Genomic DNA, 15,478 nt, shown 5'->3' on the forward strand with positions numbered 1-15,478 from the left:
AAATAATAATATTGATATTCTGAATCTAATTGGATGAGATATGCGAATATTAGATTAAGCTATAAGAAGAACTTGAAAGAAAGATAGAAAATAAACATATAGAATAAAGTAGGATTTTTTTTAACCTCAAAATACGATCGATTTTAGTGTTACCGATCAAGTGGATCGGTTGGATAAAATCGGACCATAGATTTTTAGGGGGACTAAATATAAGTATGGATAAAGTAATTCAACTTTTAAATAGCTCAATTTTAGTACTTAACCAATTGGATAAAACATTAAAAATCTTAAATGAAGAAGAATTAGAGAAGATTGCAAGTTCTTATCCATTTAATGATTACTTTCATGAAGTAATATCAAAACTAAAAAAATGGAAAATAGAAATTGAGAATGACTAATACAAGCTAAGCTCAAGTTTAAAAAAGAGAGCACCAATTTGGAAAGGAATTTAACAAATATTATAGTAAGCTGGTGATTGTTGGTGGAAACCATAACAGAAATAAAAGTAGAACAAGAAGCCATTGATGAATTAGAACACGTTAATAATAGCGTTTATGTAACCTATCTAGAAAAAGCTCGAGGGGATTGGTACAGGGATGCCGGGATATCTTTCAATGAAATGCGAAAAAGACTGGTATCCACAGTTGTCCTAAAACTTGAGATTTTATATATCCAGGAAGCAAAATTGGGAGAAATACTAAAAGTAAAAACTTCTCCAATTCGTCTTGGAAATAAGAGTTTTGTTTTCCAACAAGATATTTACAATCAATCTGGCAAAAAAATAGTTGAAGCTTTAGTAACAAATGTAATGATAGATAGATCAGTACGAAAGAGCATTCCAGTTATAAAGGAAATTGCTCGTTTTTTTAGAGCATCCGAGTAAAACTGAGCTTAAAGAGAAAAGCAATTTCATTATCAATCTAATTTAGGCAGGGCTTATAGGGTGATATTATTGTTGAAAATATCGCAATCTATAGCCCCTCTTTTAGTTAGCATTCTGAAAATACCATAAACTATACCAAGATGAAAATGTTCATAAATCTTTGATCATTGTACAAGGGGAGGACAAGATGGAAAATCTTGTACTGAGAAAAAAACTCATAATTATGCTATCAGTAATGTCAGCAATGCTTTTTGCTTCATTAAATCAAACGATTGTAGTTACCGCTCTTCCTACTATAATTTCTGACTTAAATGGTATTAATTATTACAGTTGGGTATTTACAATGTTCATGCTAGCATCTAGTGTAACTTCGATATTAGTAGGAAAACTATCAGATATATATGGACGTAAAATATTCATCTTAATAGGTATTAGTGTATTTACAATAGGTTCATTTCTTTGTGGTCTATCAGACAGCATGATTAAACTTATTCTTTTTCGGGGTATACAGGGTTTTGGAGCTGGAATGATTATGTCAACTGCTTTCACAATAGTTGGGGATTTATTCTCTCCTAGGGAAAGAGGGAAATGGCAAGGCTTCATGTCAAGTGTTTTTGGTATTTCGAGTATGTGTGGGCCAACAATTGGAGGATGGATTGCAGACAATGCAGATTGGCATTGGGTATTTTGGGTTTTCCTACCTCTTGGAATTGTTGCTTTTCTGATGATTCTATTTATCTATCCGAGCCAAGCTGTCAAAACGAAAGAATCCATTGACTATTATGGTTCGTTATTTATTTCATTAACAATTGTCCCTTTACTTCTTGCTCTTACTTGGGGCGGAAGGAATTATGGCTGGATATCATCAATTATTATTTTTCTATTTGTCTGTTCGGCATGTGCTTTCCTATTTTTTATTTACTCGGAAAAAAGGGCTTCTAGTCCAGTCCTTCCTTTAAGCTTATTTAAAAATGACATATATAGTCTATCTAATTTCATTGCTTTCCTATTAGGGATGGGAATGTTCGGAACAATTATGTATATGCCGTATTTCATCCAAGGGGTAATAGGGACTTCTGCAACAAAGTCTGGACTTATCATGATGCCAATGATATTAAGTATGGTTTTTGCGAATGTAATCTGTGGCCAATTAATGTCTAAAACAGGAAAATACAAAATATTTGTCATCATCGGGTTACTCATAATGGGATCTGGGATGCTTTTATTATCATTTTTGAATATATATTCTACTACCTTAAGAATAGTTGTAAATATAATTATGATAGGTTTTGGGCTTGGCCTAAGTACACCAGTTGTATTATTGTCAGTTCAAAATGCAGTACCACAAAGAATACTAGGTGTTGCAACTTCTTCTGTTCAACTTTTTCGCCAACTTGGTGGTACGGTTGGTGTAGCTGTAATGGGGACAATTATGAATTTAAAGTTACAGTTTGAATTAACAGGTTTATCAAAAGAATCAGATTTATACAGTGTCATTGAGCAAAATTCAACTTTCAAGAAGCTCCAAGATCCAGAAATTTTGATGAATCATAAGGAAATTGAAAATATAAAAGAGTCATTAACACCTGAAATGCAGGAAACATTGATCCAAATAAGTGACATGATTAGGGAAGCGCTAGGACATTCGTTAACATTTGCTTTTCTTCTTACTAGTATTTTTCTTTCAATTGGATTTGTATTGTCATTTTTTTTAAAAGAAATCCCGTTTAGACGCTCAAATCGGACAAACGTTGCACCAGGACTTCCCCCCGAAAAAAAGGAACCATCTACATATTACAAGTAATTAAAAGCTAAAAGAACAAGGTAATTTGCTCTTTTAGCTTTTCTTATTTGTGTACCCAGCAAGCCGTTAATTGCTAATTGGTGAAAGTCCAATCTGAGTAAGTATCAAGATGCTCAGTAGCTGACAGGCAACTGGTGAAGAAATTCTAAGGTTGAAGCCCTGTGACAAAGTAACTCTGTCAATGAGTGTGAGCAAACTAACAGGTTGTAACATAAAGTGAATCCTGACGTCTGGTCGTTTGAAAGTATAACAATTGACTTTGAGAATTGTCCAGCTCCAGCGCTTAGTGTCCTTCGTTCTCCTCCCTATGATAAGTCAACATCGAATCGCCTCCGGCTCTTCGTGTTTCCTTTATCATAGTTAGAGAGCTCCAGGCCGTACGCCGATGATCGGGACGCTTCCGCTTTTCTTATATCAAATCACCATAGCCAGATGCTATAGACCAATAGGAAACATGTATCACAACTATTAAAATTTTAAGAGTATAATCGAGTTAGCTCCGTTGCAGTCTACTAATTTTTATGGAGGGGATATACAAGAAACTGGCTGATGGATATTGAAATTGTCGAAAAAAGAGAATTGGCAAGGGAGGAGTTAAATGTCCCCGAAAAAAACCATTGGTTTCATCGGTTTTGGCGAAGTGGCAATGATTTATGGAAAATTATTAAAAGAGCAAAATTGGACGGTATTTGTTTATGATCACCGTTATGGTGAAGAAAGTACCAGAGCAGATTCTAAACGGAATAAAGCTAAACAACTTGGGATTGAATATGTTCCTTCATTGGAAGTTCTCGTTCATCACACATCCAATCTTCTTTCTACTGTTACACCATCAAGTGCATCGCAAATTGCAAAAAATATTTCACTCCTCGTTTCTAAACATCATGTATTCCTGGATTTGAATTCAACCAATCCGAAAGTCAAAATGGAAAACAGCAAATATTTTCAAGCTGCCAATTGTCCATATCTTGACGGCGTCATCATGCGCTCGCCTCAGGTTACCGGAAGCCAAACGCCAATTTACTATAGTGGAGAAATCGAATTGCATCATTTGCCATCATCGGTTTTCCATCTCAAAAGAGTTGGTCAGATCGTAGGGCAGGCTTCCGCAATGAAAATGTGCCAAAGTATCATCACAAAAGGGATTCAATGTCTTGTTTGGGAACAAATATTACTTGCGGAAAAGTGGAATATCCAGCAGATAATGGCGGAAAACCTGGACGAGCTGTTCCTTAATCGGTCGTATTCAGATTGGGTTGACTATGCCATTACCTCTAACATTATCCACTCAAAACGCCGGCAGCAAGAAATAGGAATGGCTGTTGACTTTTTAAAAGAAATGAATTTTAACGCTTTTCAGAGTGAGGCTATCTGCCAAACACTGAATTGGATATCTGAACAAAATCTCCATAAATTACTTGATGAGAAAATGACAAACGAAGAATTTCTTCAATTTATAATCTCGGAAGGGAGCAGGCAAATATGAAAATCATGAATCCGGTGGCAAGTCCAAAAAAATTCAAACGAGAAACGACAAAGGTATCAACATTGGCTGGGAAAAACATTGGTTTGCTTGACAATGGCTGGCCGAGTTGGAATTTTATTATTAACGAGATCGAGAAAACGCTTACGAACAAGTATCACGTAAAAAAGGTGACGAAGTGGAATATTCCATTAAGCAACGCAGCCCCGGCGGAACTGATTGAAGAAATAGCGGAAGTATCCGATATTTGTATCGTCGGGTTAGGCAATTGAGGGTCATGTACATCGTGGAGTGTCCACGACTCAATTGAAATTTTTAAACAGGGGAAAAACTCCCTTGTGTGTATAACTGAAAACTTTACCCAGCTAGCCAATGCCATTGCGGAAAGCAGGGAAGTTCCGGAGATCCCTAAAATCATCCTCTCGCGGCATATTGAAGAGGAATCTGAAGAAGCGCTTAAGAAAATGGCTGGAAACATTATTGATATTCTGTTTACTCAGCTGATTAAGTAGATGTGGAGGCGATTTCATGGAAATAACCGGGGACGAAATGTTTATTGATGTACCTGATGATCCATATGCATTTTTTGAATACGTTTACGAAAAGAAGTTGACAGATGGTCTGCCGATCATCCCCCCGACGGAAGAGCTGGTCGAAACATTTATCAGTTACATCGGCATGCCGCGTGACCAAGTCATCGCCGAGGTGGAACCAAGAAAAGGGGTTGCCACTGTTGAGAAAATTGCCGTCAATGCAATCATGGCGGGCTGTAGGCGTGAGTATTCGCCTGTCTTAATAGCAATGATTCAGGCCATTACTAAGCCTGAGTTTAATTTAGGCGGCATCCAGGCAACGACAAATCCTGTCGCCCCGTTGACAATTGTCAATGGCAAGATTCGAAATAAAATTGGCATGAATGCAGGAATGGGGGCACTAGGACCGGGAAACCGGGCAAATGCCACTATGGGAAGAGCACTTAGGATGATTTTATTAAATATTGGCGGGGCGTTTCCGGGAAAAATCGATAAAGCAACATTGGGGATGCCGGGCAAATATACATTCTGCATCCCGGAAAATGAAGAAGAAAGTCAGTGGGAGCCATTATCGGTTGAACTAGGCTACGCAAAAGGCGAAAATGTCGTGACGATTTTTGGAGGTCAAGGAACCAATAATGTTCTCACTGGCGGGATTGACAGCAACTCTCAGTTGAGTTTATTAGCAGATTGCATGTCAAACATAGGCAATAATAATTTTTTGACTGGACACGGCAACCCCTGTATTTTATTGAGTCCCGGCCATGTAAGAGTGATGGTGAAGGACGGCTGGACGAAAACTGCAGTTAAGGAGTGTTTGTTTGAAAAATCGAAGCGGAAGCTTGCTGATTTTCCCAAGGAGTTATTCCAGCCTGATATGCCGAAGAATCTAAAAGGTGATACAGCGTATGTATGCGACAAACCGGATGACATTAAAATCGTGGTTGTTGGAGGGAATGATCCTTACCACATCCAGTATGTGCCCAACTTTGGTGCGACAAATTGCGTTTCGCAAAGTTTTTAATTAATTCATTACATTCAGTCTAAAAAACAAGGTGGGGTAAAATGAACGGTTGGAAAAGGCCTATTCATAATGACCGCTTTTCACTGGAAGTTGATCATTGGATCCAAATACAGCCGAAAGCAGAATCTATTTCTGAACTGCTTGAAGGAGGCATTGAGTTTCACGCCCATAGTTCTCCAAGTGTGTCAAAACGAAAGTACTCGGATATTGAGTATGCAATGGAAGCGAGAAGCTGCGGAATGTCGGGAATCGTTTTGAAAGCACATGAAGGCGATACTGCGGCCCGGGCGCAGCTAGTTCAAGAGGTAGTTCCGGAAATCAGAACAATAGGCGGCGTTGTATTGAATCGTTATGTCGGCGGTTTTAATGCAGATGCGGTCAAAATGTCTCATCAATTGGGGGGTGGAATCGTCTGGTTTCCCACTGTTGATGCGGATAATCATGAGCGCTTTAAAGCAACCCTGACCACGGATATGGCATCTTATGAGCCCGGCCAATACGGGGGATTAACCATTTTGGATGCCAATGGAGAAGTGAAAAGAGAAGTTGAAAGGATCCTGGAATACGTAGCCAGACATCAGCTGATTTTGGCAAGCGGGCACCTTTCAGTTACTGAGATTAAAGCTTTAATTCCAGTCTTGCATCAATATCAAATCAGAAAATTTGTGATTCAGCATCCCGATTTACACTTGATCAACATGTCGCGGGAAGATCAAATGGAGGTCGCAAACGAAGGATTCTTTTTAGAAAAATGCTTAATCAGTTTCCTGCCCAACCATCGCGTCCGGTCTGTAGCTGAGATTTTAACAGATATTAAAGAAGTGGGCCACAGCCATTATCTCATGGTGACAGATTTTGGCCAGCATCATCATCCATCCCCAATCGAGGGGCTGAACTTTTTTGTCCATCTGCTGCAATCATCCGGAATTAGCAGCCAACAAATCGTGGATATGATCCGGGAGACTCCTGAGAGGCTTCTTTCGGGGAAAGTATAATGGCAGAAAAGAAAGTTGAGGGCTGTGGAGCAAGGTAGAGGTTTAATCTTTTTACAAAATAAACCCTCACAATAGCCAAATTGTGAGGGTTTTGTCATAACATGAGAGGCAAAATCGAAATGATACACCAAGTGCTGTGATTTAGTGATCGTACGGGATCTTCTATTGCAAATGTCGTAGTTTATCGGGATTAGCAACCGTGTAGATCGTCTGCATTCCGATTGTCACTAAAAGCAAAGGTGTATACATATTGTATGTGTTCATCGGTTGTTAAAATCAGTCCTGGCAGACCGTTGACAGCTGTATATTTGAAGGTGAACTTGCCTGCATACATTTTCATGAGGCTTTGGAGCAAATGAACCACTTTGGCAGCACCGAAAATAGGTATTTGTGCGGCTTCTACTTTACCACCGCCATCCGAGTACATTGCGACATCTTCGCTAATAACCTCTAATAATTGGTTTACGTTTCCATTCAAGACGGACTTGTACAAACTTTTTTTACTGTAGATTCCGCCATTAAAATCGAAAGATGTTTCTTTGGGTCAAATTCCATGCTTTTTTTCGCACGGCGAAATATTTGCCGGCAGTTAGCATTGCTTTTTCCAAGAATTTCAGCTATTTCTAGCGAAAGCTTTTTTATGTTTGCAGTTTTCAACTATTTTCTCCTCCTTTAATTGTCTCCAAAATTATTTTTACTGTTTGATTTATACATTGCTCTTTCTTCAAACCACTCACTGTTCTTAATGTCTTATAGAACAGGGGATTATGGCTGTCGCCCGTATTCGTGATGAGCTTGCGAATCGTATCAAGAAGGTTCAACGGATTATGAAAGAACTAGGGTTAAAGTGTATCGTACGCATGAAAAAATACAAATCTTATAAAGGTACGGTTGGTAAAATTGCGCCGAATATTTTAGACCGCCATTTTACAGCAAATACCCCAAATGAAAAGTGGGTAACAGACATTACAGAATTTAAATTATTCGGTGAAAAACTTTATCTATCGCCTGTCTTAGATTTATTTAATGGGGATAATCACGTACACAATTGGTTCTAGACCAACCTATTCCCTAGTTTCAGATATGTTGGAGAAGGCTTTCGAACGTTTACCTGTGAACCACCAGCTACTTCTGCATTCCGATCAAGGCTGGCATTATCAAATGAAGAAATATCGTCACGCACTTGAATCAAGAGGGATAGTCCAAATTATGTCTCGCAAAGGAAACTGTTACGACAACTCTGTTATAGAGAACTTCTTTGGAATTATGAAATCTGATTTCCTCTACATGAGAGAATTTGAAAGTGTAGAGCATTTCAAAATAGAATTAGAAAAATACATCGATTACTACAATACAAAGCGAATAAAAGCAAAATTAAAAATGAGTCCCGTGCAATACCGAACTCATTTTACCCAAGCTGCCTAATGAAATAACCGTGTCTAACTTTTAGGGGTCACTTCAGTATAAGAAAAACTCTGAGGTTTTTTATATCTGGTTATACAACATAGCCTTTTTTGTCCCTCAAAGCTTATGTTCTTGGGGGAGTGAAGGCAAAGAAATGGGGAAGGTTCTGCAGATTTTTTAAACAAGAAATAAATGAAAAATGTCATGAAAACCGTCCCCGTGGTTTACCCATTCCTGTACATGACCAATTTAAGTTGTGTGAGACTTTTTCTTTTTATTTAAAATAAAGATTTCTCTTATAAATGCACCCACTATCGAGGAAAGTATGATGACAACGATAAGATTCAACACTTTGATAAATACATAGGGTGAGCCGATCACTAATACACTATTAAAGATCACAATGATTCCAAAAAGAATACAATAAATAATGATTTTGGCCGGCGTATTTACTTTCTCATTCCCCATCTCATTTCCCCTCCTGGAACTGTTCCTTTATATACAACTTTCTTCTATTTTAGCACAAAATGGAAATAGGATTTTCTGCTTTCTTAAAAACTATAAAAATAATGTAAACTAATTCATGATTAATCCATTGAAACCTTATCGAGTTTTTACCGTATATTAGTACAAATACAACGGCTTGTAGGAGAAAGGGACAAGTATGTCCGAGATGGACTGCATAAAATGTGGAAGCAAAGATGCAGGAACAAAAGGGATGGTCCGTCCCCGTGGCTTAGATTAAATTGAAGCAGAGGTGGTTAACAATGATTCGAAAAAGAACAATACATATTCTAAATGGACTAGCTATGTATAATTTTTACAAAAAGGCAAAGTTTCTTGAACAAGAATTAATGGTTCCCTTTAACGAGGCGATGTGTTATGGAAACACAAGTCCCAATCTATTTTCCGAAGAATTCGTCCAATTACGTGCGAAGGTCCATCATGTAACGCCTAAACAATACACTGAACACACACTAACACCATTGCAGCCTTTTTTCAGTGAGAAATTTACTCATATTGTCTTATGGTTTGATGCCGATATGTTTTGTCAAATCAACATTCTGACCATCCTTGCTTGGTTAGACAAAGCAGAGCATATAGATGCTATCGAACTTTATATAGTCGATGATCAGTTTGAGCCTGTGAGTCAGTATACCTTAAAGGCGAAGGGATATTATGACATTTACAAACAAGTGTTGATTGATAAAACTATGCCTGAAAATATCGATCCCAAACCTTTAAAGAAGGGGATAGAGCTATATTTGAATTACCTAAGAAAAGACAGTGATCTTCTGCAGTATATTCGCAAACACCGTGATGTTCCAGAAGAAGAACTTATGCTAGCTTTATTGGAAAAATTTAAAGATTATGGGCTGGGCGATACACAATATTTTGAGATTATAAAATCTCAACGGCAAAATCATCTATAAGAATCTATTTCCTATATTCCATGAGTTGCGAGTTGGGATGAAAAGGTATAAACAGATTAAATCGTTTATTTTTCAGAAAATATAGAATACAATAACTATAATCACATTAATTACATACAACTCTAATTGGAAGGAGGACCAAGGAAATAACAAACAGTGATCGTAAATGGACGTTGGTATCTGACGCACCGAGCGAATTAGAGAAACTGGAAGAGATATATGAAACGTATCAGCAAATGTTTCAGCATTCCATAACAGGAGTGGTCATCACCGATAAGGACGGCAGGATTACCGAAGTAAATCCGGCATTTAAGGAACAAACGGGATTATCGGCAAGTGATGTTGTTGGCCGCAAACATCGGGATTTAATAATCGAGGAAATCATCGACCAAACTGCCGAACTGCAGGTTTTTAAAGAAGGCAAACCTAGTACCCAACTGACAAAACTCTATAATGGCAAAGAAGTTTTAGTAACCGCCATCCCGATTAAAAATAAACAGGAACAAATCATTAAAGTTGTCAGTCAGATTTTGGACGTAACGGTATTAAACCAGCTCAAGGATGAAATTTTTCTATTAGAGCAGGAGCATGAGGAAATCACTCAGCAGCTGGAGGAACTAAAATCCAATAAAACCGCCATTCATTCCATTGTCGCCTACGACAAGAAAATGAAGAAAGTCTTTGACCGCGCCTTACGAGTCTCTCAGCATGATTCAACTGTCATTATATATGGGGAATCAGGAGTAGGGAAAGAGGTTGTTGTAAAATTAATTCATGAAAATAGTAATCGAAGCAGCCAGCCGCTGATTAAAGTGAATTGCGGGGCAATTCCCAATGATCTGTTAGAATCTGAACTATTCGGCTATGAATCTGGGGCGTTTACTGGAGCCAGCCCTAAGGGTAAGATTGGTTTATTTGAACAGGCCGCTAAAGGGACCATTCTTTTAGATGAAATTGGCGAAATCCCCTTACACTTACAGGTCAAATTACTAAGGGTGCTGCAGGAATTTGAAATTACCAGGGTCGGCGGGACAAAGCCGATCAAAATTGACACCAGGGTGATCGCTGCAACTAATCAAAATCTGGAAGATTTAATCAAAAAAGGAGGATTTCGAAAGGACCTCTATTATCGATTAAATATCATTCCGATTCATATTCCTCCGCTAAGGGAAAGACCAAATGATATCGTTCCATTAACCTATCACTTTATCAATAACATCAGACAAAAATATGGCGTGAATAAGATTTTTTCAAAAGAAGTTTTGGATAGCTTTCAACGTTATCATTGGCCGGGAAACGTGCGAGAACTTCAAAACATAGTTGAGCGGCTGTGCATTATGATTGAAAAACCGATCATTACTGCTGAGGACATTCGAAATGAATTGTTTATACCGCAACATAAAGAAAAAAAGCAGTCTGAACCCCAAAGGGAAATTGACAACATCATCACTAAGCCTAACAATTTAAAGTCCCTGAAAGAGCAAATGGAACATTATGAAAAACAGGTCATTGATCGTGCCTTGAAGAATTATCCCAGCATTCGTGCGGCAGCTAAAGCATTAGACGTCGATGCTTCCACGTTATCAAGGAAGGTACAAAAGTACTCTAATTTTTAAAAATAGTGCAAAAACGCAACGTGTTGCAATTTTGCACTATTTTTTTGTTGTGTTTTTGCATTACCGAGGGATTATAGCCTAAATAACCTGATTATTTAGTTTGGCACAGAAATTGCATTTTAAAAGAATAATGACAATGGGAGGAGCAATGGAATTGATTCAGGAAGAGATTCATGTGGTTCGGCATTTTATCCGGTCTATTGCAGAGGATTGCTTTCGTCCTGCAGCAAAAGATGTGGATCAACTTCAAAGAATACCGGACACCCACGTCAGGAAGTTAGCAGAAAATAGATTATTCGGAACAAGTGTACCTACCAGTTTTGGCGGTGGCGGCCTATCACACTTGAATCAGTTGATCATTATTGAAGAGATTGCTCGCTGCTGCGGTTCAACATCCATACTGTTGACGAATCAAGGAATGGTGATGAACCCTATTCTTCTAGGTGGTACGGAGGAGCAAAAAGTGAAGTATTTACCCCCTCTCACATCAGGTGATTTAATAGGGGCGATTGGGATTACAGAAGAGGGAATCACCAGTGATCTTGAAACGGTTTATACGACAGCTGAGAAAATGGGCGATTATTATGTTTTGAATGGTAAAAAGTTATTCGTGTTTAACGCTGGGGTAGCAGACATTTACACGATTGTTGCAACAATGGACCCCAGAATAAAAAATGCAGGCATCACCTATTTTATTGTCGAGCAGGGAACACCCGGATTAACAGTGGGAAGAGAAACAGGGAAAATGGGTGTAAAAGGGATTCCAGCAAGAGAGGTTATTTTAGAAAATGTAAAAATTCATCATTCACAGCTAATTGGAGGGGAGGGCAAAGGATTTAAAATTTTAAAAGAAACGCTTAATCGAACGAGATTAAATGTTGCGGCTCTAGCTTTGGGGATTGCACAAGGCGCTTATGAAGAGGCAATTAAGTATGCCCATAGATTTATGCGCTCTTCGAGGGAGAGTTTGAGATTTCATAATACCCAGCTGATGCTGGCTGAAATGGCTACAGATATTGAAGCGGCAAGAAGATTGCTTTACTACGGTGGAGAATTGCTGGAAAAAGGGTCAAGTGAAGTGGCAGGTGCAGCCTCTATGGCAAAGCTATTCTGTTCGAATGTCGCGGTGAAGGTGACTACGGATGCGGTTCAAATGCTAGAAGGCAGCGGCTATACCGAAGACTACCCGGTGGAAAGAATGTTGCGGGATGCGAAAATTACCCAGTTTTATGAAGGTTCAAATTTGATACAAAAGCTTGTCATTGCAAGACAGGTTTTACTATAAACATAGTTAATAGATGAATAGGGAGGAAAAAAGCATGTCAAAAAGAGATGCAGTGATCGTATCAGCCGTAAGAACTCCGATTGGAAGGCAGGGCGGGGCATTAGCAAGCCTGAATGCCCATGAATTTGGTGCAGTGGTGATAAAGGAAGCGCTAAATCGAGCAGGTGTTAACGCGAATCAAATTGATGATGTTATTTTTGGAAATGTGTTAAGCGGTGGCGGAAACATTGCTAGGTTAACAGCCCTGCAAACGGGACTTTCTCTTGAAATTCCTGGTTTAACCATTGACCGTCAGTGCGGGTCTGGTATCAATGCCGTTGTTTTAGCTGCCCAGGCGATTAATGCCGGAGCAGGAGATATTTATGTGGCGGGTGGAACAGAAAGCATGAGCAGAGCTCCATATTTAATGGATCGCCCTACAAAAGCATATAGTGCAGCGCCTCCAAGTTTTCGTAAATCGCAGCTTTCACCAAAGGAAATCGGTGATCCGCCAATGGGAATCACGGCTGAAAACCTTGTAAAAAAATATAATATTTCTAGAGAAGAACAGGATGCCTATTCATTAAGAAGCCAGCAAAGAATGGCAGCCGCCATGGAACAAGAATTCTTTAAACAACAAATTGTGCCAATTGAGATTCCTGTAAGAAAAGGGCAGCCGATCACAGTTGGAGTGGATGAGCATCCGAGACCATCTACGACGCTTGAAGGATTAGCTAAATTACCGCCAGCCTTCCTTGAAGGTGGAACAGTGACAGCCGGAAGCAGTTCAGGACTCAATGATGCGGCCAGCGCATTAGTGATCATGTCCCGTGAAAAGGCTGAAGAATTAGGCTTAAAGCCGCTGGCAGTTGTTCGTGACGCTGCGGTAAGCGGTGTGGACCCTAATATTATGGGAATTGGTCCGGTACCGGCAACTAGAAAGCTATTACAACGGACAGGATTAAAGATTGATGATTTTGATTTAGTAGAACTGAATGAAGCGTTTGCTGCTCAGGTTCTTGCCTGCAACCTTGAGCTTGAAATCGACGAAGCAAAGCTTAATGTTAACGGCGGGGCTATTGCGCACGGGCATCCACTCGGTGCAACGGGAGCAATTCTGATGACGAAAGCCGTTTACGAATTACAAAGAACAAATAAACAGCGGGCTTTAATTACCGCCTGTATTGGCGGCGGCCAAGGCATTGCAGCGCTGATTGAGCGAGAAGGATAAGAAAGTTTGTTTTTTGAATATTGCCAAAGTACTAACCGGTTAGTACCGGAAGGAGTGAAATAATTGAATATACAGGATGTTAAACATATTTCGGTGTTAGGTGCAGGGTCAATGGGACACCAAATTGCCATGTTATGCGCGTTAGGCGGATTTTCAACAACGATCTACGATATCCAGGAAAAGGCGTTGGAACAAGCAAAGGAAGCCCTCGATTTTCAAATGGGAAAATGGGTTCAAAAAGGGAAAATCAGTCAGGAAGGTTTGGATCAGGCCTTCGCCCGTTTATCGTTTACTACTAATTTGGAGGGTGCGGTAGGGAATACAGACTTTGTCATTGAGGCGGTTGTTGAAAAGCTAGATGTCAAACGTGAGCTTTTCGCTGTTGTTGATCGTTTGGCACCACCTCATGCCATTTTAGCATCCAATAGCTCCACTATTGCTAGTTCAAAAATTGCCGATGTAACTAGGAGGCCGGAGAAAGTCTGCAATATGCACTTCTTCTTTCCAGCTTTAGTGATGGATTGTGTCGAGGTGGTTATGAGTGAAACCACATCTGAAGAAACGGCTGCTGTCACATTGGCTGTTTGTGAAAAAATCAATCGTACAGGCGTTTTGCTGCGCAAGGAAACATGGGGCTTTATAGCCAACCGTCTGTTGTTTGCCTTAAACAACGAGGCGCTTAAGCTGTATGAGGAAGGAATCTGCGATTATAAAGACATTGATACAATAGTCAAAAAAGCATTAAACCACCCGATGGGTCCCTTTGAGCTAATGGACTTATCCGGCATTGATGTCGGCTACTATGCACTGGCGGAAAAATATAAAGAAACAGGCAATGAAGAGGATAAGCCGTCTGCAAGCCTGGAAGAAAAAGTGAAGGCTGGGACTCTTGGCCGGAAAACCGGCAAGGGCTGGTATGAATACGAAAAAACAGGGGTGAAGGCAAAGTGAATACGCAATTAGTCAAACTGGAAAAAAACGATCATATTGCAATTGTGACGATTGATAATCCGCCGCTAAATGTTTTAAGCGGGCAGGTAACCAGTGAGTTAAAGGCTGTCTTTGATGATATTGCCAGCGATAACGACATTGTCGTGGCCATCTTGACGGGCGCCGGCAGCCGGGCGTTTATGGCGGGAGCAGATATTAAGGAGTTCCCTCAATCCATTGGCAAAGCAGGCATGAAGGACCGAGTTTTGGAGCAGCATGCCGTCTTTAACCAAATCGATTTCCTGCCAAAGCCGACGATTGCTGTCTTAAATGGCCTGACCTTCGGCGGCGGCTGTGAGCTTGCCATCACTTGTGACATCCGGATTGCCGAAGAACATGCACAGCTTGGCCTGCCGGAAATCAAATTGGGAATCTTCCCAGGCGGAGGAGGCACCCAGCGTCTTCCGAGAATAGTAGGAGAGGCAAAAGCGAAAGAGCTCATGTTTGTCGGCGACCCCATTTCGGCACATGAAGCGGTGAAGCTTGGACTCGTGAACAAAGTTGTCGCAACAGGACAAGGAATGAACGCGGCGCTGGCGATGGCCAAGAAAATCAGCGGGTATTCTCTGCAGGCCCTATCTCGGATTAAAAAGGCGGTAGATGAAGGAACAAATATGGAATTCCATGCCGGAATCGAGAGAGAAGCTGAACTGTTTGGAGAGGTCTTTTTAACAGAAGATGTGAAAGAGGGAGTTTCAGCATTTATTGAAAAAAGAAAGCCCGTATTTGCCCATAAATAAAATGGGTAACAATGAACATGCCAGCACTCGATTCAGGTCTATTGTACAATCTTAAATTTATCTAAAAACATGAAAAGG

Annotated in this window: 16 protein-coding genes and 1 pseudogene; 14 read left to right on the top strand and 3 right to left on the bottom strand. The window is 39.9% G+C overall.

Annotation, left to right across the window (positions count from 1 at the left end):
* Positions 1 to 215 precede the first annotated feature (215 nt).
* From KHA99_RS19840 to KHA99_RS19875, 7 genes are all read left to right on the top strand, one after another.
* Positions 216 to 398 (top strand): hypothetical protein, encoded by a 183-nt coding sequence (locus KHA99_RS19840; RefSeq protein WP_213119223.1) that lies wholly within the window; start codon positions 216 to 218, stop codon positions 396 to 398.
* Positions 399 to 481: 83 nt separating this feature from the next.
* Complete coding sequence (locus KHA99_RS19845; RefSeq protein WP_213119224.1) at positions 482 to 883, top strand: acyl-CoA thioesterase; 402 nt, start codon at positions 482 to 484, stop codon at positions 881 to 883.
* A 187-nt stretch (positions 884 to 1,070) separates the two neighbouring features.
* Positions 1,071 to 2,687, top strand: coding sequence for an MDR family MFS transporter (locus tag KHA99_RS19850; protein ID WP_213119225.1), 1,617 nt, complete (start codon positions 1,071 to 1,073; stop codon positions 2,685 to 2,687).
* A 598-nt stretch (positions 2,688 to 3,285) separates the two neighbouring features.
* Entirely contained in the window at positions 3,286 to 4,173 is an 888-nt protein-coding gene (locus KHA99_RS19855; RefSeq protein ID WP_213119226.1) for an NAD(P)-binding domain-containing protein, read from the top strand.
* Complete coding sequence (locus KHA99_RS31425) at positions 4,170 to 4,682, top strand: UGSC family (seleno)protein (protein ID WP_273701415.1); 513 nt, start codon at positions 4,170 to 4,172, stop codon at positions 4,680 to 4,682. The genes KHA99_RS19855 and KHA99_RS31425 overlap by 4 nt, the downstream gene beginning before the upstream one ends.
* A gap of 16 nt (positions 4,683 to 4,698) precedes the next feature.
* Positions 4,699 to 5,727: a hypothetical protein gene (locus KHA99_RS19870; RefSeq protein WP_213119229.1), complete on the top strand. Its 1,029-nt coding sequence runs from the start codon at positions 4,699 to 4,701 to the stop codon at positions 5,725 to 5,727.
* 41 nt (positions 5,728 to 5,768) lie between these two features.
* Complete coding sequence (locus KHA99_RS19875; RefSeq protein ID WP_213119230.1) at positions 5,769 to 6,722, top strand: DUF6282 family protein; 954 nt, start codon at positions 5,769 to 5,771, stop codon at positions 6,720 to 6,722.
* 190 nt (positions 6,723 to 6,912) lie between these two features.
* Here KHA99_RS19875 and KHA99_RS19880 read toward each other — a convergent pair whose 3' ends face one another.
* Positions 6,913 to 7,200, bottom strand: a complete 288-nt coding sequence (locus KHA99_RS19880) for a sigma-70 family RNA polymerase sigma factor family protein (protein WP_213119231.1) — start codon at positions 7,198 to 7,200, stop codon at positions 6,913 to 6,915.
* The gene (locus tag KHA99_RS19885; protein WP_213119232.1) at positions 7,197 to 7,379 is read right to left on the bottom strand and encodes a hypothetical protein; all 183 of its coding nucleotides are present in this window, start codon (positions 7,377 to 7,379) and stop codon (positions 7,197 to 7,199) included. Before KHA99_RS19885 ends, KHA99_RS19880 begins: the two co-directional genes overlap by 4 nt.
* 119 nt (positions 7,380 to 7,498) lie before the next feature.
* Here KHA99_RS19885 and KHA99_RS19890 point away from each other — a divergent pair.
* Positions 7,499 to 8,147, top strand: a pseudogene (locus tag KHA99_RS19890) (IS3 family transposase); the annotation flags it as partial.
* Positions 8,148 to 8,375: 228 nt separating this feature from the next.
* Here the strand turns inward: KHA99_RS19890 and KHA99_RS19895 are convergent.
* Positions 8,376 to 8,594, bottom strand: a complete 219-nt coding sequence (locus KHA99_RS19895) for a hypothetical protein (protein WP_213119233.1) — start codon at positions 8,592 to 8,594, stop codon at positions 8,376 to 8,378.
* A 299-nt stretch (positions 8,595 to 8,893) separates the two neighbouring features.
* Between KHA99_RS19895 and KHA99_RS19900 the strand changes: the two genes are divergently transcribed.
* From KHA99_RS19900 to KHA99_RS19925, 6 genes are all read left to right on the top strand, one after another.
* Positions 8,894 to 9,559, top strand: a complete 666-nt coding sequence (locus tag KHA99_RS19900; RefSeq protein WP_213119234.1) for a hypothetical protein — start codon at positions 8,894 to 8,896, stop codon at positions 9,557 to 9,559.
* Between the two features lie 173 nt (positions 9,560 to 9,732).
* On the top strand, positions 9,733 to 11,175 hold the full coding sequence (locus KHA99_RS19905) for a sigma-54 interaction domain-containing protein (protein ID WP_249366783.1): 1,443 nt from the start codon (positions 9,733 to 9,735) through the stop codon (positions 11,173 to 11,175).
* Between the two features lie 148 nt (positions 11,176 to 11,323).
* On the top strand, positions 11,324 to 12,460 hold the full coding sequence (locus KHA99_RS19910; protein ID WP_249366784.1) for an acyl-CoA dehydrogenase family protein: 1,137 nt from the start codon (positions 11,324 to 11,326) through the stop codon (positions 12,458 to 12,460).
* Between the two features lie 34 nt (positions 12,461 to 12,494).
* A complete protein-coding gene (locus tag KHA99_RS19915) occupies positions 12,495 to 13,670 on the top strand; it encodes a thiolase family protein (RefSeq protein WP_213119235.1) in 1,176 nt (391 codons plus the stop codon).
* 63 nt (positions 13,671 to 13,733) lie between these two features.
* Entirely contained in the window at positions 13,734 to 14,621 is an 888-nt protein-coding gene (locus KHA99_RS19920; RefSeq protein ID WP_213119236.1) for a 3-hydroxyacyl-CoA dehydrogenase family protein, read from the top strand.
* Complete coding sequence (locus tag KHA99_RS19925) at positions 14,618 to 15,400, top strand: enoyl-CoA hydratase/isomerase family protein (protein WP_213119237.1); 783 nt, start codon at positions 14,618 to 14,620, stop codon at positions 15,398 to 15,400. Before KHA99_RS19920 ends, KHA99_RS19925 begins: the two co-directional genes overlap by 4 nt.
* Positions 15,401 to 15,478: the final 78 nt, after the last annotated feature.

The sequence above is a fragment of the Neobacillus rhizophilus genome, assembly GCF_018343535.1.
GTDB classification, from domain to species: Bacteria; Bacillota; Bacilli; order Bacillales; family Cytobacillaceae; genus Neobacillus; species Neobacillus rhizophilus.

Excerpts from the sequence above, each read along its gene's own strand:
- KHA99_RS19895 (WP_213119233.1), bottom strand. The coding sequence starts at position 8,594 with ATGGGGAATGAGAAAGTAAATACGCCGGCCAAAATCATTATTTATTGT.
- KHA99_RS19840 (WP_213119223.1), top strand. The coding sequence starts at position 216 with ATGGATAAAGTAATTCAACTTTTAAATAGCTCAATTTTAGTACTTAAC.
- KHA99_RS19875 (WP_213119230.1), top strand. The coding sequence starts at position 5,769 with ATGAACGGTTGGAAAAGGCCTATTCATAATGACCGCTTTTCACTGGAA.
- KHA99_RS19915 (WP_213119235.1), top strand. The coding sequence starts at position 12,495 with ATGTCAAAAAGAGATGCAGTGATCGTATCAGCCGTAAGAACTCCGATT.
- KHA99_RS19900 (WP_213119234.1), top strand. The coding sequence starts at position 8,894 with ATGATTCGAAAAAGAACAATACATATTCTAAATGGACTAGCTATGTAT.
- KHA99_RS19870 (WP_213119229.1), top strand. The coding sequence starts at position 4,699 with ATGGAAATAACCGGGGACGAAATGTTTATTGATGTACCTGATGATCCA.
- KHA99_RS19855 (WP_213119226.1), top strand. The coding sequence starts at position 3,286 with ATGTCCCCGAAAAAAACCATTGGTTTCATCGGTTTTGGCGAAGTGGCA.
- KHA99_RS19910 (WP_249366784.1), top strand. The coding sequence starts at position 11,324 with ATGGAATTGATTCAGGAAGAGATTCATGTGGTTCGGCATTTTATCCGG.
- KHA99_RS19850 (WP_213119225.1), top strand. The coding sequence starts at position 1,071 with ATGGAAAATCTTGTACTGAGAAAAAAACTCATAATTATGCTATCAGTA.